The organism is Mucilaginibacter sp., assembly GCF_025362475.1.
In the GTDB taxonomy this organism is placed as follows: domain Bacteria; phylum Bacteroidota; class Bacteroidia; order Sphingobacteriales; family Sphingobacteriaceae; genus Mucilaginibacter.
Window position 1 is genome coordinate 38795 of sequence record NZ_JANYGH010000001.1, and the last position, 23506, is coordinate 62300.

Here is a 23506-nt window from a genome sequence, read left to right on the forward strand (position 1 = left end):
ACGTTACCAAATGGGACACCATTTTAAATATGCCTTATGAGCGCATACTTACCAAGCTGTTGCTTAACAAAACAGAGGCAGAATATCAGAAGAAATACATGGAAATAGGTAGGGAGTGTTAAACGATAAATCCTAAAATATAAACTTTAAGCCAGCCATCATGCTGCAATCAATAATTCACTAAATTAATAATTAATTAAAACATGCGTAACCAAATAGAAGCCATAGTACAAACGCTTACGGGTAGCCCGGCATTTGCCTATGGTACCCAAATCGAATTAAACACACTGGCCGATGATAAGGCTTTCCCCTGTGTGTTTATGTATCCATTGCAAACCATCGAGGTATCGCCCCAGGTAAACGGCTCTGTTGATAATACATTTACTGTGTACCTGGAGTTTCTTTATAAAACCGATTTTGGCCAATACACGGCGGATAACGAAACATACGTGCAACAAGCTTTACAAATGGCCAATCAGTTCATGGTAAAAGCATCCGGGTATAGGGAAGGCGATGGCCGCTACTTCCGTATCAAAGCCGGCATCAAGGCCAAATGCCTGCCCGTTTACAACAAGTTTGATGTTAATACAACCGGCATCAGCCTAACTATTACACTGCCAACCATGTATTACGATACGTTTTAACCGGCCCCTTACCATGATACATCAAAACAAAAAAACCTAAAAATATGGCTATAGTAGCAAATATCATTATCACCAATACCACAAGCCCCAGCAACGACCAGGTATACGGCGATGCGCACATTTTTTTAACCGATTCAGAAACCGGCCAACCCACAAATGGCAACAACGTTGTTGTAACTTTTACCCAAAATGTAAACGGCAATATTTCAGAACGCAAAGTTACCATGCCGGGGCAAAGCATTAAAATATTTGCGGGCCTTATTGCCGATAGCATGACCGGATATTTTGTATCATTCAGCACGCCGCAGATTGGTACAGTGCCGGATCCGCAGCCACCGGTAAACGTATGCGATCTGAAGATAAATTTTATCCATGTAGATAAGCCCGAATCCGCACCAGGGGCTGCCGATGCACAGATCACTATCAACGCTTCATCAAGCTACGGCCCGGTTATCTATAGTACGGATATTGGTACCACCTGGCAAGTTTCGCCGATATTTTCAAACCTAAGCGGCGGTATAGTTTCGGTTGAAGTTAAAGACACCAATAGCCTGGGCTGCACCGCCTATGGCTCCATAAGCATCCCTACCCTATCGGATCTGTTAACGAGCGACCCTTCCGTAACCCTCAGCGGTGGAAATGTTTCCCGCTGGAACGCGGCTTTTAACCCGGTGGTGTTCACTTATCAGCGTAAAGATTTCAGCGTTTCTGGCATTACGGCCGATAATGAAACAGGCTATGCAAACATCGCCGTAAATACCACGCTAACTAACCTTGCAGGCGATTACCTGGTAAAAGCCGGCGACAAGATTTACCTTAATGCAGGGTTATATCAAGGCGTTTATGAAATAGTAAAACCATATACCTACAATCAACTCATCATTAAAACTCCCTTTACTGGCAATGGCAATGGCTTTATTAACATCAACAATTTACGGCCGTACTATAAGGTAATTACCCAAATTACCTATATGGATAAACTTACAGACAGGCAGGAAACCATCACATCAAACAACCGGCCCGATGGTACCGGACTAATCAAAGCCGATTTGTCAAACTTTTTGCAAAGTCTTTTACGTCCCGCCGATACCAGCGATTACACCCAAACCAATTTCAGGGATGATAACCTGAGCGCCAGCTACCAAATAAAGTATGCCGAGCATTGGGATGATGGTACACCGGATGGCCATACGTCTGATTTTGTAAGTATCAGCCATCCATACTATGTAGTTTACGCGGCAAAACAATTAGGCGATCGTTATGGCGGCAACCTGGCCGAATTTGTACCTTTTGCCAGCATTAGCGACCCAACCCAACGTGCCCGCTGGATTACCGACTTTGCCGAACCCGCCTATTCTATAGGTTATCCCTTTGATATCGGCTTTATCTACAGCGAAGAGCTGATAGGCTTACCCTTATACTGCGAGCTTAATTTACTGGATATTAACCGCAACCCTCTGGCAGGCGAACCGCAAGCTCCCCACCTGGTTAATGATGATGGCTCCTGGCTGTTAAATCAGGATGGCGGTAAATATGTTATTGCCGGTCAATCTCTGTTAAACATACCGGTACCCGGCCAGCTTGGGCTAAACAGGTTGCTTATTAATAGCAGCTTCCCGCGCGAGGCTTTTTACTTCAATTTAACGCTGAAGTATGACGATGAGCATACCACCCATACCATAACACAAACGCAGATTGTACGGATAGATGACGCGGTTGACGATCAATCGGTTTACCTGCGCTGGATTGGACTTAGCGGATCCTGGAACTATTACCGTTTTGTTTTTAACCAGGAACTAAGCCTTGACGTACAAAACGCAACCATCATCAAAAACTATGTACACGATTGGGAAAACCAGCAGGGAATTGAAGAAGTGATTAGCAAAACCGCGGGGCAAAAAATGAAACTCCTGGCCGAGGATTTATCTATTGCAGATATTAAAGGACTGCAATCCATCAAATACTCACCCAAGGTACAAATGCTTGTCAATAACAACCCGGTTAAATGGCAAACCATAGTAATAAACTCGGCTACCTTTAGCGAGTACGAAACCCGGAACAGGCAGGCGCCATTCAGTATCACATTCAATATGCCATCTATTAACATTCAAACGCAATAAGTGTTGGTGAATTGTGAGTAGTTATTAGGTTCACATTAAACGACCTACCCCCCCAACCACGAAACCCGAACCACCCAACACCCTATAGCTTGGGGATGTGCGATTCCTTCCTCGGGGAAGGGAAGGTAGGGGTTAAATCAGGCGTTCAAGTATTGTTGTAGATGGTAGGTCGGTGAAACCCCTCCCTGCCATTACGCGCATTTCAACCGCGCCCCTCCCGAGGGAGGGAATTAAAAAATCTTCCGAAACCCGAACCCATAACCGCGAACCACGCAACCCGAACCACAAACCACATGGAACAACTACAACTATATATTAACGATCAACTGGCAGACCTATCAGACGATAGCCCCATTGCCCTCACCTTCCAGATTAATAACCTGGCCGAGGTAAAAAACCAGCAGGGCAATACCAGCAATCAGTTTAAACTGCCGTTCACACAACGCAACCGGCAAATATTGGGCTTCCCGGATGATGTGGCCTTTACCACCAACCTGCCCTATGATTATTACCAGGCCCGCATTATTCAGGATGGCCTGGAGATTGTACCCTACGGCATTGCCCAGTTAAATACCATTGAACAAAACTCGGCAAGTATTACTGTACTGAGCGGTAATGTTGATTTTTTTGATGCTATTGATGGTAAGCTATACGATATGGGTGATAGCACCACGCCGTATGGCGCTAATAAACCATTTAAAAAATACCAGCATAAATGGAATGTAGAGAGTGTTGCAAAATCACAGATTAAGAATGATGGCTGGATTTGGCCCGTTGTTGATTATGGCAGCCTGGTTTATAAAATTACTGGCGATAATGAAATTAATGTGCGGCAGTTAAGGCCGGGCTTTTTTATAAAAACGGCCATTGATATCATGCTGGAGAGTAACGGGTATAAGGCAACGGGGTCATTACTAAAAAACCCGATATACCCGCTTTTAATAGCGCAGTTCAGCAATGATAACTTTGATCATGGAAGCGATTATCAGAACCAGCCGGCCACCAATGGAATTATTTATTACAACGGAATGGACATTTCCGTATCAAGAATAAAGGATTCACACTTGGAACCCGGTGGGCCCATTATATTTCCCAACCGTCAATCAGACCCGAATAATCATTATATCGACGGAAAATATACTGCACGGGAAACCATTACGGTTGATGCTACACTCACCATCCCCACATTTCACTTTCACGGCAGTGCCGGCGATAATAAAAGCGACGTTGAAATCAGCATTATTTTAGATACGCCGGGGCAGGCCAGGCTCACGATGGCAATAAAGAAATTTGATTTTAATGACGGGTATGATCAGCGCGATGATGGCACAAAAGGAAGAGGGTTAAAAGCCAGCAAAACATACACGGGTACAGTTATCACTGCACCAGATATTGAACTGGCCGATGGGCAACAACTGTCAATAGAATATGATTTTCACGGAGCCGCTCCCTATGATTTTATTATTTACGCCGGGGCCACATTTGCGGTAACAACTCAAAACCAGAAAGTACTTTACGGGCAGGATATACAATGCGAACGCATTTTCCCGGACATTAGCCAAAAAGACCTCTTAAAAGATGTGCTGCAACGTTTCGGCATCATTTGCCAAACCGACAACACTACCCGAACTATCAACTTTGCATCGTTTAAAGATATTGTAGGCAATATGCCTGTTGCCAAAAACTGGACGTCTAAATGCCTCGACCAGGGTAAAACCGTTAGCTTTCAACTTGGCGGCTATGCCCAGGTAAACAATATGAAATACAAAACCGATGACAATGTATTACCTAAAGGTTTTGCCGATTCGCAGATAAAAGTAGCTGATAAAACACTTCCTGCCACCGCCGATTTGTTTGAAAGCCAGTTTGCACCCACGCTTAACCGCCCATATATTGGAGGCACTATTGCGCAGATAAAAATGATTGACGATACCTCCGATAGTAATGATTTCAGCATCGGCGTTACGCCACGAATATTGATAGATTATAAACTCCCCTTAGGCGGCAGAACTATCAAATTTACAGATGGCGATGCAGCCAACGATAAATTTGTTAACGAATATATATCTGTACCCTATTTTTACAAACCCGACGGAGCGTATAACCTTAGCTTCGCTGATATGCCGGGCGTTGGCAATGGCAAAACACTCCCGGGCTTAAAGACCCTGTATTATCCCGAACTGGAAAAAATATTACAGCAAACAAAAAAGGTAGTACGCTACTTTTTATTGACACCGCTCGATATCCTGAAACTTGATCTGCTGATACCCATCTACCTGGAACAGGATAGCTGCTATTATTATATCAACAAAATTGATAGCTGGCGTCAGGGGCAACCCACCAAGGTGGAGTTGGTGAAGTTGGGATAGTTGCCTTACGTTTAAGAGAACCAACCATGAGTTATCATTTCAGTAGCTGAATCTGAATAGAAAAAAAGGGTATATTGATCCCTGGCAACGTCTGCAAACGTATTGGTAATAGATAAAATATCTTCTTTTTTGATATTATTCTCATTTACAAATTGAGTGAGTTTATCGGGGCTGGAAAATACCGATGACTTTAATATTATCATGATAATTAGGGTAAGTTTTAGTGAAAATGCTAAAATAGTTTTTTTTATAATTGAGTGTATCGGTATGTCGTTTTGCATTATGCCACTGGTTGGTGTTTTAATCACACCAGTGCTGCTTTTTTTAGTCAATAAATTTAATTTGCTATTGACAGTTCTGTTTATTATTATTGCCAATAAAATTAGCAAACCTTTATCATGACACTTGACAAAAATCAAAGTACGTCCACCGCCCCAAGCACAAAAAGTAAATCTCGAAAGTACAGAACACTAATGATTTTGGGGGTCTGTTTGGCCCTTGTTATTGGGCTATTGTTCTATAATAAAACATACTTAACTTTATCTTATATTAATATAAGATACAATAAATTTCGTGTAAATGATAAGCTTTATGCAAAAAACTGGCTTATAAATGAAAAGTCCGAATACGGCTCATACAACTTACATTTATATAGAAAAATCCGCCCGTTGAATAACGTAAACTCATCTAATAAACCGGCTATCATTGAATGCCCCTTTAGCATCAGTAGCGATAGTTTATGCAAATATAAAACTGCGTGTATAGGCAATTATGCCGGGTCAGAAATTTTAGACGTCAAACTTAGTCATGGCTATCATCCAATGATCTGTTTTTCGATAATTACCAATAGAAAGGCCTTGATAAAAGAAGAAGAAAGCAGCCTCACTCAATTACCATCCGGATATGTTTATGATGAAGGCCCATTTTACGTACTCATGTTGGATGTTACCCCTCACGAACTGGTTCAATTCAGAAAATTATCTAAATAAATCAATCTTAATTTACGTTTAAAGCTCTCAAGTTTTAAATGTTTCTTTTATTTAAAAATGCCAATTGGCATTAAATTCATAATTTAAATTTTATGTCAAATCAAAACAACACAAACGGCGTGACCGATGATGAAATTAAAAAAGCGAAGGATTATGCCGACGCCTTAGATAAGCTTAAAGCTTCACTAAGTGGAGTAAACAGTAAACTGCCAGAGTTTTCCGATGGTTTGCAAGCAGGCCTGAAAGCACTCGGCGAAAAATTACCAGATGTGATTGATGCCATCACAAAATTAAATGCTCAAAATAAGGAGTTAGCGGCATCGGGGCAAAAGCCGGTGAGTGTATTGTCTCAACTGGCTTCATCCATGTTTTCATGGAACTCCTTAATTTCGGTAGGTATTACATTATTAACTACTTATAGTGGTGCTATTATCAATTGGGTAAGTGATTTGATAAAAGGAGAAACACGATTATCGGCACTTGGAAAGGCCATGAAAGACAGCGCAATTATCGCTGATGCGTTGATTCAGACCAGGTTAAAAGGTGCACAGTCTGCCCAGGGAGAGCTTACCGCGCTAAACAGTTTGTACAGCGCAACGCAGGATCAGAATGTTACACTTTCCGAAAAGAAAAAAATTATCGATCAGCTGAGAGACCAATGGCCCGCCACGTTTAAAAATGTTAGCGACGAGACTATTTTGGCCGGAAAAGCAGCAGGTGCATATAAAAATCTAAAGGATCAAATTTTGGCCACTGCTTATGCCGAAGCTTATAAAAACAAAATAGCCTCAAATGCAAGCAGAATTTTAGAAAACGAATTAAAAGTAGCCAAAGAACGAGAGAAGAACCTTAAGATAGTGGCCGAGCAAAAACAAATAAAGAAGGATGCAGAAAAAAATTCTGAAACACTTGATGAATATGGATCAGGGGAATTATTTTACATCGAAAAACTTAATGATATTGAGGATGCAAGAAATGCCAGTGACAAGGTCATTTATGATCTATACTCCGATGGAAAATTACTCACCGATCAAAACAACAAAATGGCCGATTCTGTAGAGAATTTATTTAAAAAATATGGGGCTGGTGTGCTTGTGGGACAAAAAGCTGCTGACGAAGTTAAAAAACATATAAAAAGCCAACCTAAACCTGATAAGCCACCAAAGGACGACTCTGCAGCCAATGAAAAAGCCTACAAGGATTCCCTCATCAAACAAATGCAAGCCACTGCCAACGGCCTTGCAAAAAAAATAGAGCTTCAGCATAATAGCTATGCCGAAGAACAGGTCGCTTTAAAACGATTGTACGACAATAAGCTCATCAGCCAGGAGCAATACCAGCAGGAAAGCACACAACTGGAAGAAAAATACCACGTCGGCATTGGCGAGATCATCAAACGGACGAGCGCCGAAGACCTGGAAAAAGTAGAAAAGCAGCAAAAAGAACTCGTTGAAGCCCAGCAGCAAAAAGAGCTTTTAACCAAAGATCAGCACGATGTTGACAAATCCATCCTCCCCTGGAACAAACTGGAAGCCGAAAAGAAGCTAATAACGGACAAATATAACTTCGAGATTAAGAAAGCAGCGGAAGCAGGCAAGGATACAACCGCGTTAAGGCTTCAATACCAGGAAAAAATTACAGAGGCTACCAAAAAATCAGAAGAGCAGCGTAAGGCTCTTGCTATACAAGCTGCCCAGCAAATATCCAGCGCCGCCTTTTCCCTGATCAGTAACAGCATCAAATCATCAAGCGACGCCAAAATAAAAGGCATGGAGAGCGATAAGGCAAAAGAGTTAAGCAATACCAACCTTACCAAAACCCAGCGGGCTGCTATCGAAGCTAAATACAAAAAGAGAGAAAACGATGAAAAGGTAAAAGCATTTAAGGCAGAACAAAAAATGCAAATTGCCCAGGCGGTAATTAACGGTGCTATTGCCGTTACAAAAACGCTGGCAACAATGGCATTGCCTGCCGCTATACCATTTATAGCCGCCGATGTCGCGATGACGGCTGTTCAAATAGCCAAAATAGCTTCTCAAAAGCCACCTGCTTTTGCTAAAGGCGGTCGGTTTGTGTCCGATGGTCGTGGAGCTTTATTGCCGGGTTATAGCCGTGCGGATAATACCAATGCCTATCTGCGTTCGGGCGAGGCTGTTGTGGTATCAGAAGCTATGCGCAACCCATGGGCACGCAACCTGGTGAGCGCCATTAATGTGGCCCACGGCGGCAGGGATTTTTCGGCACCTGTAACCGGCAATGGTTATGCTATAGGCGGCATATTTACGGATGGCGGCAATGCAAACCGGTATTACAACCAACCGGTTAATGACATCAAAGAAATGGCCAACACTGTAGCTTACCAAATGATCAACAACTTCCCCCCTATTTATGTGGACGTGAAAGACGTTAACAACCAACAAAACATATTGGCACAAACGGTGGATAGGGTAAACTTATAGGCCAGGCCCCCTAACCCCCTAAAGGGGGAACTATAAAATCAATTAATTAAAAAAACACAAACAAAAGCATCCCCTTTAGGGGACGGGAGGGGCCCAATGAATATTAAAACAGCAAACACATTATTTGACGAAGGCGTATTTTCGGCCATGTACAAAGCGGGGTTTATCACCACTAAAATTTTCACTTATCGGGAAATTTACCTTTGGATCCATGTTCAGATGCAGAATCGCGGCATCAGCAAAAATCAGGCAGTAATGGAAGCCGAAGTAAAGTTCCGCAAGGATGAACGCACTATTTGGCGGGCCTTGAATTGTTTTACAGAATAATCAGTTGCGGGATACGGGTTGCCCGGGGCGGGGTCACAATTATTCAACACTGCCAGCACGCAACACTACTGAACCGCGATTCATTGGATTAATGGATTTAAGGATTATTACAATAAAGAATCAAGGAAATCTAAAGAATCTGTTTAATCCCGGTTCAGACAAAAAATGAACTACTGACAAACTACTGTCACCATCAACCCGATCTATTGTACCGATATTTGTAATGTTAATCTTTCTGAACCGCGATTCACCGGATTAAGGGATTTCAGGATTTTCACTTGCATATCAAATCCACCAATCTGAATAATCTGCTTAATCCCGGTTCAGACAAAAAAATCAACTACTGACAAAACACTGTCACCACCAAAACAAAAACTAATTGCGACCTTTGAATTATGCCAATCGGCATTAAAAGCATTATCGAAATTAGAGAACCTTTCGTTCACCAATTCTATATTCATTCAGAAAATTCAATAATTCTGAAAATTCTGATTCAGACAAAAACCTCAAACCTAACATCTCATATCTAAACCCAATGAGCTACAAAATTTACTTATACGATACCGAAACCGATTGCATAGGTTCGGGCAGTTTATCATCGGCATACATACAAACGCAGCTGCAGGAAGCCGCCGGGCAGGACCTGGAAGTGCACATCAGCTCGGTAGGCGGCAGCGCGTTTGATGCCATCGCCATTTATGATCTGCTTAAAAAATACCCCGGCAACGTAACCACTTATATTGATGCCCTGGCCGCTTCCGCTGCTTCAATTGTGGCCATGGGTGGCAAAACCATCATCATGAGCAAATATGCCCTCCTGATGATCCACAAACCGATGGTTGGCAGTGGCGGCAATGCAGATGAGCTTTTAAAAGACGTGCAGATGTTGAATGTAGTACAATCGCGCCTGGCGCAGATCTACATGGACAAGTCCGGGTTGGACGGAGTAACAGTAAACAGTTTAATAAACTCCGTCACCTGGATGACTGCCGACCAGGCCCTTGACATGGGTTTTATTGACCAGGTGGAAGACTACAGTTTGGACATTACAAACAGTGCCCTCATCAAAAAATATACCGCCACTGCCCCCGCAGTTTACCAGCGATGCATTAACAAAATCTTAAACAATAAAAACAACATGAACATCGAAAACAAAGAACTTATCGAGAAAACCACGTCGGTTTTGGATAAGATTATGAACTTCTTCAAAAAAGTGGTTAACAAGCAAACCATTACCGACAAAGGAACCCTGCATCACACCGGCGAAATGGGCGAAGGCACCGAAGTGTACAATGACGAAGACATGAGCAACCCCGCGCCTACCGACACTTACACTACAGCCGAAGGTAAAAAGATCGACGTAAAAGAAGGACAGGTGCAAAAGGTGGCTCCCGCACCGGAAACTGATCCGGAAGCCGAAGATGAGGACGATGATGTACCAACTGCTAAGTTGAATCCGGCTAAAAAGGCAACCGAAATTCAAAACAGGCTGCAACAGTTAAAGGCACGGCTACATGCTCAAAACGCGCTGCTAACCGAAGCCCGCACCGCCCTGGAAGAAGCAAGCAATCGCCTGCAGAAAACCCGTGCAGAAGTTAAAAACGAGATCAAATCAACCTTTACCCCCGAAGGTTCCAAACGCAGCAACAAAGCAAGACCTGAAGCAACAGCTTTTTTTGCCCCGCAAAGCGAGTTAGCTAAAAACGCTGTTAAAAAAGCAATCGCAAAGTAGTATCAAGTCACAAGTATCAAGTATCAAGACTGCTGCATGATATTTTTAAGTCCGAAAGTCTTTTGTCCGAAAGTCAAAAATCTTGATACCATTCCCAAATCAACAATAAAACACCAAAACAAAAAAATGGCTCAATTTACATTTACCAACAACACCTATGCCGGCGAAGCGCTGGCCGGATTCATGGCAAGCACGCTACTGGAAGCCGACTCTGTAAAGCGTGGACTGCTCACAGTTATTAACGACGTTAAAGCACGCAAAGTAATACTTGATGTTGACGACGACGTGATACTGCAAGATCCCTCAGGCATATTTCATGACCAGGGAACAACAACACTGCAAACCGAAAGCTACCTTGACCCCGTAGTATATGAATTTATGAAGCAGGAACAATGGGATAAGCTGGCTCAAAGCTGGGAAGCACAATCCCTTAAACCAGGCGCGTTTATGGATTACGAAGGCATTGTAGACTTATCAGATTTTATGGTTCAGCGTTATTTAACCAAGATACAGGTAGCCAACGAGCGTTTGTACTGGTTGGGTAAAGGCTCAACCAAAGAAGCTACGTTCAGCGCCGCATTCCCTGGTTTATTGCCAACTATCGCCGCAGCATCGGGCGTATACAAGGTAGGTTTAGGCAAACCAACAACATCAATGAGCGCTACCGCTATTAATGCTTCGGGTGTGGTAACAGTATCAGACACCTCTACCTTAGCTGATGGCGATGTGGTAACGGTGACCGCGGTAACCGGCACAAGCAAAGATACAACCAATAGCACGCCGGGCATTGATGTACAGGGTCAATCATACTTTATCCAGGTGCTGAGCTCCACGTCGTTTAAACTGGTGCGTAATTATAACGAAGTTAACAGCCGTAAACCTGCTACTTTTACAGGTACATCAACAGCCGCAACTATCAGCTACATTAACGTAAGTAATGTGTTACAGGTATTGGGCAGCGTTTATGCCCAGCTTGATCCGGCCGACCGTATCCAGGAGGATTTTAACCTGCAGATCCCGCTACATGTGGGTTATGCTTATGCACAGGCACAGGCCAATAAAGCCCTGAACGTTATCAACGCCTTTACCGACATGAAAAAGATGGATTACCTGGGTATCCCATTGCAAATCATGAACCACTGGCAGGCTAACACCATTCTTGGTGCACGCTCATCAAACCTGTTCTTAGGGGTCGATTTATTAGGTGATGCTTCTGAACTATCCACCGTTTACATGAAGCCATATACTAACGATAACGTAGTACGTATGAAAGCCCGCATGAAAGCAGCCGTGAACTTCAAATTTGCCAACGAACTGTTTTACTTAAGCGCCTAAGCGCTTCGCAGTATCAAATTGCTAGTATCAAGTAGCAAGATTTTATTACTGGTAATCTGATGAGTAACTCTTGCCAATAAACCAACCCATCTTGATACTTGATACTAACTACTTGATACTAAAAAATCACTCATTCAATAATTCACTAAATCACTAATTAATTCATGTCAATTTACAATAAAATAAACGCGGGCTTTAAACTGGGTACAGATGAGCCTGTAACATCGGGGATAGAAGATGTGATCTACATTTTTAACCAGGATGATATCACATTAACCTATGATGTTACCAATCCGCTGATCATAACCGGTTTAACAGCCGTAGGCAGTGCTAAGATCTACAAATTTGAAGGCACCAATAATAGTTTCAATACCATGTCTAAACTGGCTAAAACGCAGGTTGGACCACGCTTTACCGAAGAGATCGACTTCAATATAGCCGGTTTATCTGTTGATGTTAAAGCGCAGCTAATGGCGATGGGCTATGGCAGGTTACGTGCAATAGCGGTTAACAACTACAAATCAAGCGACTCGGCAATTGAACTATTTGGTGCCGTGAACGGATTGATCCTTACCGATGCAGAACGAAATGCCGCTGATGAAACATTAGATGGTGGCTACAAACTAAAATTAACCAACCCCGATAAGCTGAAAGAGCCTTACCCTCCACGTGCTATCTCTATTTCGGCCGAATCTGGCCCGGCAACATATACCAGTACCATTACCGCTATTGAGGCACTGGTAGCAGCGTAATGAATAATTATTGAATTATTGATTGACTGAATTATTGAATCGCTTGTTATTAATTCAATAACTCAATTCAAAACCTAACCTTTCTAACTCAATAATTCATTAACTCAATAATTCAATAATTAAAAAGTCTTATCAATCAATAATTCAATAACTCAATAATTCAATAATTAACATGAAAACCTACCTTCCCCAAATTGAGCGAAGAATATTGGTAAGGCCCAACCAAACATACGGCATCCTTAACTACGACCTCGATAACGCTTACCCGCAACGCATGCTGGAATTGGTGGCCGGCTCGCCCACCGCAAAAGATTGCTGGAACAAAAGAGCAAAATTTATTGCCGGTAACGGTTTTGAAGCACAAGACCTGGGTAAGCAGGTAATTAATACCAAAGGCTTAACCTTAGCAAGGCTATTAAAAGCCTTGGCTACTGATAAGGCGCTGTTCACCGGCTTTGGTATTCACGTAAACTATAATGCCAATTTTAAAATAGCATCTGTTAACTATGTAAAGTTTGAAGACATCCGGATGGGAGATACCGACTGCCCGGATACAGCTGATAAATTTGCTGTTTATAACGACTGGGGGCGCAAAACCTGGAAGAATATTATGCGCAGCAAGATCACTTTTCTGGATAAATACAACCCTGATCCTGCAGTAATTCAGCAACAGGTTACCGACGCCGGTGGATGGGATCAGTATAAGGGCCAGTTATTATACTTTAATCCCGAAGTTGACGACTACCCCTTAATTGAAGCAGATTCTGTTTGGGAAGACTTTGAAACAGAAGCGGGCATTAAAATATTTAATAACCGGGAAGTAACCACGGGCTTTTTACCATCAACCATGTTGTTTATGCAGGCCCGCCGCGAGGAAGCTGACAATAGCAGGCCCGAAGCAGATGAATTTGCCGGCGTAAATACACCATCGCAATTGGAGAAAGATCTTGGGGCTTTCCAGGGAGCTAAAAGCGCTCAAAAAATTATTGTAATTGAGTACGAGGACGAAAACTCCAAACCGGAATTTAAAGCTTACCCTATTCAAAACAACGATAAATTATTTGAAACAACAGAAAGATCTGTCGAGGCGCGCATCATCAAAGGGTTTTCGGTACCAAAGGAACTCATCAATGCCGAAAAATCATCTGGCTTAAGCAATGGCGGCGAAAAGAAACAGGCAATCATCGAATTTAATGACAATACTGCCCCCGACAGGCTGGAGCTTTCTGAAACCCTGTCCGAAATATTTAGTCACTTTTATAAAACTGTTAACCCTTCTGCGAATTGGAATATTATAACTGTGCCAGCCATAGCTGCCGACGATAATGCAGGTATAAAAGCAGGTAAAAGCATCAACGAATTGCTTGCTTCGGCCATTCCGTTGAAAAACAAAATAGCTACCCTGATTTACGCTTACGGCTTTAAACAGGCAGAGGCAGAAGCAATGTGTAGCTAAAGACCAGCCCCGCCCAAACCCTACCTGGAAGGGAACGCTTAAAAACTTTTCAATTACCCGCCATCCAAAAGTCTCCCCTACTGGGGGAGATTTAGAGGGGGCTAAGAAATCACGCTATGATCTATCTCATTAATCAAACTACATTTCAGCAATTTGAGGATATTGCTATAAACATTAAACCAGAACGCCTGAAAATATTCATTAAAAAAGTACAGGAACTTGATCTGAAACCATTTTTAGGCCATTCGTTGTATTACGATATTTTATCCCATTTTAATGATGATGGCACCTTAAAAGACGATGCACCGCAAGCCTATAAAGATTTGATAAACGGCACCGAATACCTGGACCAATACGGACATATTGTGCTGTACGAAGGCCTGGCGCCAACCATGGTTTACTTCACCTTTGCCCGCTTTATTGAAAACGACGCAGTACATTATACGGCTACCGGCCCGGTGATTAAACGCCATGAAAATGGCGACCCGCTTTCATCTCCCGAAATTGTAAAATTGGTACAACAACAACGAAGCGTAGCCAACGCCTATGCAAACGACGTTGAAAAGTTTTTGTGGGATAATAAAGATGATTTTCCGCTGTGGCGATATAATGCCAAAAACAAAAGCAGCAGGCAGGCAGGTCCGCGCATCAGGGGAATTGATAAAACAGACTTCAATTATCCGGGCAGCTACAATAATTACAATTTAACCATAACCGAATTTTTAAACTGATGGCGACCGATAAAAAAATAAGCGATTTACCTGTAGCATCCGTAATCAGCGCAACCGACAATTCCATCCTGGTAAAAAGTGGCACCGATTACCAGTTTGCTTTTAGCACACTGCTGCAGTTTATCGGGTCGGAATTATCGGTTGGCGCCAGTATTTTCTTTGGAGCAACCCTCCCCCAGAACATATCGGGTAAAAATGGCGATGTTTTTATCAATACAGCTGCCGGTTCTATAGCACAAAAAATCTCCGCCGTTTGGACAGTAGTTTACACTTTCCCCACCGGAACCGCCGCAGACGGAACAGTTTTGTATGGCACCGTCAATCCAGGTTCGATTACAGGAAAAAACAATGATACCTACATCAACACATTAAGTGGCATTTTCTACAAAAAATCGGCAGGTGTATGGAGCCAGGTCTTCTCGATGCAAACAGGACCGGCCGGAGCAACAGGGCCGCCAGGTGCGGCAGGTCCGGCCGGTATTAATGGAAAAACCATCCTAAGCGGCGCAGGCAACCCATCAAATTTATATACAGGTACCGATGGTGATTATTACATCAATACATCCACCTATGACTTTTTTGGGCCGAAAGCAGTCGGCGTATGGCCGGTCGGATTCTCGCTGGACAACACGGATGAAGAAGCCATTGCAAACGAAGCCAGTTTAAGAACCTCGGCCGACAATAATCTGCAAACCCAGATAAATGAACTGGCCGGTAGTAGCTTCAATATGAAAGCCTACATCCAAGCCGCGCCCACGTACGCCGATGAAGCGGCAGCCCTCGCAGGAGGTATAGCTGCATATACGCTTTACAAAACGGCGGAGGGGGAATTAAGATATAAATTACCAAACGCAGTAACTCCTGAACCGCCTACAAGTGGCGTAGTGGATGATGTTGCGAATACATTTACTTATACAGGAGGTGAAGCATAATGAAACGACCATTAACAGATCACGAATACCAAATAAACGGCGGCGCATGGATAGGCTGTACAACAGCCAATAGCACCAACCACGGCGATGGTACATACACTATCCACGACGGTTTAAATGTGGCTATCCCTATTGGCGGCTTAAAAGTACGCGTAAAATCATTGGGAATTAACCCGGAAAGTTCTGCACTATTAAATACCGTTGCATTTAGTACCCCAGCAATCCGTAATTATCAAATTATTTTTAGGGGTGATAGCCTTACTTGCGGTATAGGTACAACAGGAACGGGAACATCTGCAACCGGCGTGTATTTCGGTCCTAATTCATATCCTGTTAAAACGATAAGTAAATTAACAGGTATCGACGTAACACCATTTTATGGCGGATATCCTGGTGAAACTGCAATTTTCGGAGCCTCACACGATCAGGCAACCACTGTTTCAATTGTTGACAGAGAAAATTATACAGATACTTATTGTATTGTTTTTTGGGGTGCCAATGATCTTGTTTTAGATACTGATGTTGCTTTCAGAACAGCGTTAGCAGATTATTGCACACCTATAAAAGCAGCAGGGGTTAAGGTTATTATTGTCCCCGTTTTGAGTAGAAAAGATAGCTATGCAGCATCTGTAAGCTATATCAACATTACCAGACGGAACAATTTTAATACATGGTTAAATGCTAATTATAGCAACTTTGCCGATGCAGTTGTTGACCTAAGTGGTTCACCGGAAATTTTTGCTGACGATGCACCTGATAACGGTACATATTTTGCGAGGCCGGATACTGATGGTTTGTATGGAGTTCACCTTGCTGATGCGGGTGCCGATATGCTGGCTATTGCTTTGCATCTACAATTACCACACTAAATGCAACCGCCCCCATTCCGTTTGTCCCGGTAGATTACGCTGCCAACTTTATTGCAGCAGCCGGAATTACCGATAGTACACAGATTTCAGCGATAAACACTTTTGTAAGTTCAATGGTAGCTGCCAAATTATGGCACAAAATCCCTGTAATATATCCTTATGTAGGTGGTACACCAGTAGCCCATAAGTTAAACTTAAGAAATCCGCTTGATACGGATGCAGCTTACAGACAGTGATTTAATGGTGTACCAACACACGACGCCAATGGGATCACCTGGGTTTCTGGCTCATACGCAGATACTAATTACAAACATAGTATTGCTTTGTTTATTGGTGAAAATGCATCACTACATTATTACTCAAAAACAGCAACACCAGCAAGCGAAGGTATTGATATTGGCTTATATGCTTTACGCACTAATTGGTTAGGTATAAAATTAGGTAGTAATAGTTACAGTAGTGTGAGTGATTCCGATGGTGGAGGAACGCCTGAAACATATACAGCAACTGGGTTGTTTACAGTATCAAGAAATTCACCTACTCAAAGAAGCCTTTACAAAAACGGTGTTCTAGTCCGAGATACATTATCGGCGGTTGGTTTTCCAGTAGCTAACAACCTATACATAGGTGCAGCTAATAATGCCGGATCGCCAAACTACCCATCAAGTCGTAATTGTGCTTATGCGGCAATCGGGCTGGGGTTAACAGCAGATGAAGAGGCAGCACAATATACGATAGTTCAAGCATTTCAAACTGCATTAGGAAGGGCTGTTTAATTAAAAACACCTCTTCCTAAGTCTTTAAGTAGCTTTCCGGCTAAATTCGCGTCAAGATTCCACCAATTTGAGGTCGTTAGTTTATCTGTTTGACTTTGGTCAAATCTAAACCTTAAAATTCTAGCAGGACTACCAACGACTATCGCAAAGGGCGGGACATCTTTTGTAACCACGGAATTTGCTCCGATTATCGCACCATTGCCAATTTTTACACCTCTTTTGATGATACTATCAACACCTATCCAAACATCATTTCCGATCTCACAAGCCCCTTTTGTTAACTCATGTAGTATATTTTCGTAGAAGATTGCGCTCGTTGAAAAGGCGTTTAAATTATGCTCACCTGGCCCAATCGTTACATTATCAGCTATACTACAATACCGGCCAATATTTGCCTTAGTTACAACGCACCGATTCCCAATGTATACGTAGCTTCCTATTTTGCTAAATTGATCTATAGAAGTACCCTCTCGTACTTCTATATGATGACCTAATAAACTTTCCGGTCGAACAGTTGATGAGTAAATACTGTTACCGATATGGTGTAAATCAGGCGACATATTTGAATGAATGCGTATTATATCATCGTCAACAGAAAATATCAAATTTTCATCATGTTTGTGTACGAATTTTCTAAGATAATCGACAGTAGGATAGTCATCCTCACCTGTAAAGCACCTTGCGTCATCTATTAATATTGTATGGTTTTTTATTGGATGCGCAAAAATATGTTTAAGTTCGTTTAAGAGGGGGTTATTGAGACTACCTTTAGCGGTGAAGCCCTCTGAATAATGCCCATCTAACCAGAATAATGTAGGCTTTGAAATACCCGTTAATACCTCTGCTAACACATTTCCGCTATCTCCCCGATAGACAGATACCTTTTTGTGCTGGCTAAATTTAGCTACCGCATTGTTAAAAAGTTGTTCGTCAAGTTCAATGGTTATTAAGCGTTCAAAACTATCTAAGCAGGCGATAGTCGTGTCGCCTAAAAATGTACCTGTTTCCACAAAAATGGTCGTTCCATGAAGCCTCGCGTAGTCTTTTATAGTAGACTGTTTTACGGGTGGTGGTGGCGGTACTGGCCGACCATTTTTGACCCATTCTTCGATAAGAAAGTCTGTGCTAGGTGTTTTTGAATTTTTACTGGTTTTCATTCGGTATTTATTCCACAGGTAGTAAAAAAAAGTTTTTTTCAAAAATTCTTTTAGCATAAAAATCAATTGTTATTGTAACTGACCAAATATAAACAAAGCGTATAATATACCGCTAATTGATCTCTATGGCTACATAGGACTAATATTCCTTACTTATAATCATTTCAATAACTTTTTTTGGCTATCAGCCAAAGAGAACAACCACCGTATAGCCTTGCGTAAATGTAACTTCTTTTTATACACCCGCCCCAAAAACATCAAAAGTCACTAAAACAAGGTATAGCCCATTATTCCACCCAAGCTCATACCGCTAAAAAAATAAAAATCATGGAAAAAAAATACACGTTATGGCAACGTATCACCAGTGATACGCCCTCATTTTTTAAGAAAGTACAAATTTTAGGTGCAGGATTGGTAACGCTTTCAATTTCATTAACAGGAATTGGAATTATACCCGTAGCCATCACAGCCGTAATGGCTACGGTCGGCACTACCGTTGCCGCTGTTGCCCAGTTTGCGGTAAAACAAACTGAACCTGGTAATACAAGCTCCAATGAAACTAAGTAATAACGGAGCTAAACTGATTAAAGAGTTTGAAGGTTTAGTACCACACCCATACAAAGACGTAGCCGGTATTTGGACAATTGGATACGGATCTACCAGTTATGCTGATGGTAATACTGTAAAGGCTACCGACAAGCCGATTGACAAAAAACAGGCAGATGAGCTTTTTAGCATCACTCTTAGCCAGTACGAAACCGCAGTAAACAAATTTGTACTGGTGCCGCTTACTCAAAATCAATTCGATGCGTTGGTATCCTTTACTTACAATGAAGGCACCGGTGCATTAAAACAATCTACCTTATTAAAAAAGCTCAATGTTAAAGATTATGCCGCTGCAGCTGACTGCTTTTCTGCCTGGAATAAGATCACAGATCCGCATACCGGTAAAAAAGTAGTTTGTGATACTTTAACAAAACGCCGAACCAAGGAAAGTAATTTATTTAAACAGCTATGACAACGCTTGAACAACACGAAATAAGGGGAATTACCCTTAAAAACATTACGGTAACAATCATTAGTACAATAAGTATTGTCGTATCAGTTATGACTACTTATTTCCAGCTAAAGGGCGATATAAAAGATGTACGGTCTACCCAAGAAACTCAAAATCGCGTCAACGAAATAAGGCTGAAAGTTCTTGAGGGCGAGGTGACTATTTTACAACAGGAGGTAAGAGAATTGAAAGACAGTAAAAAATCCTAAAATTGACATAAAATTAAAATAGGTTCATTTTTTACCAAAAATGAACCTATTCGCCACAAACTAATTTAAAACTTCAGGTTATCCAGCCTTGAATAGATCTCCAGCATAGCAGCCTGGTCAATTAATGCTTTTGCTTTTTTGGGGCCTAATAAGTTTTGATCGTCTTTTTCTTCGGCCCAGGTGCGGTTGGCATCATCAATCATAAACTGCAGCTGAACCTTGTTTTTATCAACCTTATACAATTCTATATAGCCACGCAATAATACCGCATTAAACCAGTAGTTACCGGGTAATCTGCCATTTTTATAAAAATGTCTTTCGGCAGCCTTGGCTACACCATGTGCATCGTTAAGATACTTTTTATCTTTGGTTATGTTATATAATATAACTCCTGATTGTAACATCGTCCCAGCATTATAAGTATAATAAGCAGAGTCGACCGTCATAGACGGCACTCTTATGGCGTCATAATAAACTCCATTAGACGACAACAAGTGTTGCTTTGTCCAATTGTAAGTAACAATTGCGGTATCCAGGTAAGCTTTTTTATGGGTAGCCAGGTATAACTGTAAAGCAACCAATACCCCCGGGCCATTTGAACAGGTGTTCTTTCCCTTTTTGTTTCCCTCAACCCAATAAAAGCCGCCGCCGCCAACGTTATCATGACCAGATAACAGGAAACGGTATATCATTTCGGATTTATTAAGGTATTCTTTTTTATGGTTACGGGCATAAGCATCCATTAAAGCAATAGCAACCCATTCATTATCATCATAAAAACGGGAATCAACTTTTTCTTTAGTTACCATAGCCTGGTAGCCCGGTACAGGCGGTTTTGCAGAATAATACTGATCAATGGCCTTCATAACCGGGGCTATATAATTTTTTGAGGGTTGGCCTGCTTCCATTTCATTTGCGGCCTGCACCAATGCACACAAAGGCCACAAAAACGAATGATTTCCTCTGTTGGCTAATGAATCATTTGTTTCCAAATATAGGCCGCTTTTTTTGTCGTAAAACTTATCATAGATATTTTTATTGATGATGGCGATACGGCTTTTGTAATCGGTAGCAGTTTGGGCCCCAGCATTTAAAATAATGGAAAGGCAGATAATTAAAGTTAGTGTGGTGTTTTTCATAGCAGGTATAGGATCAGTTAAATATCTTCCGGGAGTATGCAAACCCCGGAAGATATTCCAAATTTAAAATTTACCGTCGGCTTTTAAAACAGCTGCGGCTTCTATCATCATTACACCGCTTAATTGGGTGGTAAGGTCGGTAGTTCCCGACGGCAGACTTTTCCAATCAGGACTTACAAAAAGCGCTGGGCGACTAATGCCCTTGGTATATAATGTTTGCGCGTTATATTTCAAAAATTTAACATAAGCATCGCGATCAGCTGTACTAACGGCGGGTTCTTCAATTAATAAAGTAAGGTACCTAACCAGGATCCCTTTAAACAAACCGCCATCGCCCTGCCCTTCTGATTTTAGTAACCCGCCGGGAGATATATCAGTATCATTAATAGTAGCAATTGCATTACGTACGGCATCGGCAAGGTAGTCGGCATTATTAGTTACCTTATAAAGCGCCAACGCGGCGCCAATGTAAACACCCTGGTTATAGGTAAATTTATTTTTGCTGATTAGCCCATCGTGATTGCCATTTATACCATCCCAGATGATACCACTTGCCGGATCAACCAAAGTAGCATTGAGCCAGGTGTAAATATTTTTGGCTAAAGTAAGATCTGCATCATTCTTTTTTAGGGCATAAAGGCGGCAGGCAAATATAACAGCAGGCGCATTGGCGGGCGTGTTTTTGTAATCCAGCTGCGATTTACGCCAGGCTATACCACCACCCTGGTTGTTGTTTTGGCCGGTTTTAATATCGGTCCATAATGTGTTAGCCGCGTCCAGGTAGTCGTTATCATTTGTGGCTTCGTAAGCGCGGAGGCTTGCCAGGGCCAGCCATTCCATATCATCATAATATTCGTTTTGATATTTATTACCGTTAGTAATGCGCGTACCATTAAGCAATGATTTCATCCGTTGTTTGTAAACCTCATTTTTGGTTCTCAAATAAGCATCGGTAAAAACATCAAGAGTATGCGCCTGGGGCCAGTAGTTATAGTTGGTGTTGCCGGCATTATCCTGTTTAAAATAATTTCCGTTTGATGATAAATAGGTACTGTATGTTTTATCTTGTAATGAATCGGCAGTTGCGGCAAACTTATAATCAACCGTCGCTGTTTGCTTGTTGGGGTAAAGGGGAAAAGGCTTATCCTTTAAACACGAGGTAAGCATCAGCGGAATTAACGCCGCGCATGCCGTGCTCTTTATATTGTGAGTTATGATCTTCATAAATTGTGTTTTAAATTGTGTGCCGATTACTACCGGCACACAACTGATAAATTTATTTATTACTTAACGGTAACTAAATGGGTATACGCAGGTACATCCGCACTCCAGATAACCTTAATATCGGCTTTACCATTATCGGCAGCGTGATTAAATTTAAAGCAGTAATCATACTGTGAATTGTTAACCGGCACCATAAAATAATATGAAGCTGCGGTGGTTGAGGTAGCTGCATTATTATCTGAATTGGTGCTGCCATAATACTGCGTTGAAGTTACACCGGCAGCATCTTTAAGGGTGTACATAAACTTGTACCGCTCATCTCTGCCCCATGATTCCTGGTGGAAAACGATGGATGCATTGTCAATTTCCCAACTACTGTTACCAACGTATGGCAAATTAAACCAGATTTTATTATCGGCAGCAAACCATAAACCTACTGATACTATTTGTGTCATTGATGTTGAAGCGGTTGTGAAGTCAACCACTATTTTCTCAACTTTTGTATCGCCAGTAACTGTAGTGCTGCCGTCCTTTAACAATTTAACACCGTCATTTGAGTAAGTTGCAGGGGTACCTGTATTGCGCTCTGCAAAATGGTATACTCCGGCCTTTAAAGAGGTATATGCTTCAAAAACACCGGTTGATGTTTGTTTTAAATGCACTGCTTTGCCCAGGTCGTCGCCTCCTTCGGTAGCCGTTCCTGTTAAATACAGATCGGCAGGAATTTCGCTGAACCCGGCGGCACGCTGCACCTCAATAGTGCGCGACAGGCTGCTTTTTTTAACGTTAATACCTTTAGACGACATTACCGTCCATTTTATTTTACCGGTTTCTTGTGGTTGAATACCTGCCAGGTCGGCAATTTTGTTCAGATCCTTAAATGAGATGGTTAGTTTATTATACAAGCCATTACCATCTGATGGCATGGTGTATATCGGCTTTGAAAAATCGCCCGCAGCTTTATCAAAAGCAACTTCGTACATCACAGGCCCGTTATCTTCGGCTTGTGCCTGCTCCCATTCAAATGATGCTGAACCAGAAGCCGGTTCAAGTTTCAGGAATTTGTTATCGGCCGGCGCAAAAAAGTTATTTACTGCCGATACCTGTGTATGTTGAAGGGTTTTATCTTTTTTGCAACCCGATACAATTATTAGTGCCAATATGCCCGCCATCAGGCAGAAAGTAATTTTTTTCATGATCTTAATTGATTATAAGTTTTTATAAATAAT

Annotated in this window: 21 protein-coding genes and 1 pseudogene; 17 read left to right on the forward strand and 5 right to left on the reverse strand. The window is 41.9% G+C overall.

Annotation, left to right across the window (positions count from 1 at the left end):
• Nucleotides 1-203 precede the first annotated feature (203 nt).
• From Q0R88_RS00210 to Q0R88_RS00220, 3 genes are all read left to right on the forward strand, one after another.
• Nucleotides 204-644 carry a hypothetical protein gene (locus tag Q0R88_RS00210; RefSeq protein ID WP_295711007.1) on the forward strand — a complete coding sequence of 147 codons (441 nt, stop codon included), beginning with the start codon at nt 204-206 and terminating at the stop codon, nt 642-644.
• Between the two features lie 44 nt (nt 645-688).
• Nucleotides 689-2764 (forward strand): hypothetical protein, encoded by a 2076-nt coding sequence (locus tag Q0R88_RS00215; protein WP_295711009.1) that lies wholly within the window; start codon nt 689-691, stop codon nt 2762-2764.
• A 293-nt stretch (nt 2765-3057) separates the two neighbouring features.
• On the forward strand, nt 3058-5133 hold the full coding sequence (locus Q0R88_RS00220) for a hypothetical protein (protein ID WP_295711011.1): 2076 nt from the start codon (nt 3058-3060) through the stop codon (nt 5131-5133).
• Nucleotides 5134-5144: 11 nt separating this feature from the next.
• Here Q0R88_RS00220 and Q0R88_RS00225 read toward each other — a convergent pair whose 3' ends face one another.
• Nucleotides 5145-5465, reverse strand: coding sequence for a hypothetical protein (locus Q0R88_RS00225; RefSeq protein WP_295711013.1), 321 nt, complete (start codon nt 5463-5465; stop codon nt 5145-5147).
• A gap of 66 nt (nt 5466-5531) precedes the next feature.
• Here Q0R88_RS00225 and Q0R88_RS00230 point away from each other — a divergent pair, with 66 nt between their 5' ends.
• The 11 genes from Q0R88_RS00230 (at nt 5532) to Q0R88_RS00280 (ending at nt 17491) form a co-directional block, all read left to right on the forward strand.
• Nucleotides 5532-6122, forward strand: a complete 591-nt coding sequence (locus tag Q0R88_RS00230) for a hypothetical protein (RefSeq protein WP_295711015.1) — start codon at nt 5532-5534, stop codon at nt 6120-6122.
• A gap of 92 nt (nt 6123-6214) precedes the next feature.
• Entirely contained in the window at nt 6215-8581 is a 2367-nt protein-coding gene (locus Q0R88_RS00235) for a hypothetical protein (protein WP_295711017.1), read from the forward strand.
• A gap of 96 nt (nt 8582-8677) precedes the next feature.
• Entirely contained in the window at nt 8678-8908 is a 231-nt protein-coding gene (locus Q0R88_RS00240; protein WP_295711019.1) for a hypothetical protein, read from the forward strand.
• Between the two features lie 535 nt (nt 8909-9443).
• Nucleotides 9444-10640, forward strand: coding sequence for a head maturation protease, ClpP-related (locus Q0R88_RS00245; protein WP_295711022.1), 1197 nt, complete (start codon nt 9444-9446; stop codon nt 10638-10640).
• Nucleotides 10641-10766: 126 nt separating this feature from the next.
• On the forward strand, nt 10767-11975 hold the full coding sequence (locus tag Q0R88_RS00250; protein ID WP_295711024.1) for a hypothetical protein: 1209 nt from the start codon (nt 10767-10769) through the stop codon (nt 11973-11975).
• A 164-nt stretch (nt 11976-12139) separates the two neighbouring features.
• Nucleotides 12140-12727: a hypothetical protein gene (locus tag Q0R88_RS00255; RefSeq protein ID WP_295711026.1), complete on the forward strand. Its 588-nt coding sequence runs from the start codon at nt 12140-12142 to the stop codon at nt 12725-12727.
• Nucleotides 12728-12899: 172 nt separating this feature from the next.
• Nucleotides 12900-14183 carry a hypothetical protein gene (locus Q0R88_RS00260; RefSeq protein ID WP_295711029.1) on the forward strand — a complete coding sequence of 428 codons (1284 nt, stop codon included), beginning with the start codon at nt 12900-12902 and terminating at the stop codon, nt 14181-14183.
• 116 nt (nt 14184-14299) lie between these two features.
• Entirely contained in the window at nt 14300-14914 is a 615-nt protein-coding gene (locus tag Q0R88_RS00265; RefSeq protein ID WP_295711032.1) for a hypothetical protein, read from the forward strand.
• On the forward strand, nt 14914-15846 hold the full coding sequence (locus Q0R88_RS00270) for a hypothetical protein (protein WP_295711034.1): 933 nt from the start codon (nt 14914-14916) through the stop codon (nt 15844-15846). The genes Q0R88_RS00265 and Q0R88_RS00270 overlap by 1 nt, the downstream gene beginning before the upstream one ends.
• Nucleotides 15846-16715 carry a GDSL-type esterase/lipase family protein gene (locus Q0R88_RS00275; RefSeq protein WP_295711036.1) on the forward strand — a complete coding sequence of 290 codons (870 nt, stop codon included), beginning with the start codon at nt 15846-15848 and terminating at the stop codon, nt 16713-16715. Before Q0R88_RS00270 ends, Q0R88_RS00275 begins: the two co-directional genes overlap by 1 nt.
• Before the next feature lie 323 nt (nt 16716-17038).
• Entirely contained in the window at nt 17039-17491 is a 453-nt protein-coding gene (locus Q0R88_RS00280) for a hypothetical protein (protein WP_295711038.1), read from the forward strand.
• A gap of 89 nt (nt 17492-17580) precedes the next feature.
• On the opposite strand, the pseudogene Q0R88_RS27125 reads toward Q0R88_RS00280, so the two are convergent.
• Nucleotides 17581-17751, reverse strand: a pseudogene (locus tag Q0R88_RS27125) (DapH/DapD/GlmU-related protein); the annotation flags it as partial.
• 1224 nt (nt 17752-18975) lie between these two features.
• Between Q0R88_RS27125 and Q0R88_RS00290 the strand changes: the two are divergent.
• Genes Q0R88_RS00290 through Q0R88_RS00300 form a run of 3 tightly spaced genes read left to right on the forward strand, consistent with a single transcriptional unit; the run spans nt 18976 to nt 19914 of the window.
• Nucleotides 18976-19215, forward strand: coding sequence for a hypothetical protein (locus Q0R88_RS00290; protein ID WP_295711042.1), 240 nt, complete (start codon nt 18976-18978; stop codon nt 19213-19215).
• Nucleotides 19202-19666, forward strand: coding sequence for a lysozyme (locus tag Q0R88_RS00295; RefSeq protein ID WP_295711044.1), 465 nt, complete (start codon nt 19202-19204; stop codon nt 19664-19666). Before Q0R88_RS00290 ends, Q0R88_RS00295 begins: the two co-directional genes overlap by 14 nt.
• Complete coding sequence (locus Q0R88_RS00300; protein WP_295711047.1) at nt 19663-19914, forward strand: hypothetical protein; 252 nt, start codon at nt 19663-19665, stop codon at nt 19912-19914. Before Q0R88_RS00295 ends, Q0R88_RS00300 begins: the two co-directional genes overlap by 4 nt.
• Nucleotides 19915-19979: 65 nt before the next feature.
• Here the strand turns inward: Q0R88_RS00300 and Q0R88_RS00305 are convergent, their stop codons facing one another.
• From Q0R88_RS00305 to Q0R88_RS00315, 3 genes are all read right to left on the reverse strand, one after another.
• A complete protein-coding gene (locus Q0R88_RS00305) occupies nt 19980-21053 on the reverse strand; it encodes a glycoside hydrolase family 76 protein (RefSeq protein ID WP_295711049.1) in 1074 nt (357 codons plus the stop codon).
• 63 nt (nt 21054-21116) lie between these two features.
• Nucleotides 21117-22277: a glycoside hydrolase family 76 protein gene (locus tag Q0R88_RS00310; protein ID WP_295711051.1), complete on the reverse strand. Its 1161-nt coding sequence runs from the start codon at nt 22275-22277 to the stop codon at nt 21117-21119.
• A gap of 59 nt (nt 22278-22336) precedes the next feature.
• The gene (locus Q0R88_RS00315) at nt 22337-23473 is read right to left on the reverse strand and encodes a SusE domain-containing protein (protein WP_295711053.1); all 1137 of its coding nucleotides are present in this window, start codon (nt 23471-23473) and stop codon (nt 22337-22339) included.
• Nucleotides 23474-23506 lie beyond the last annotated feature (33 nt).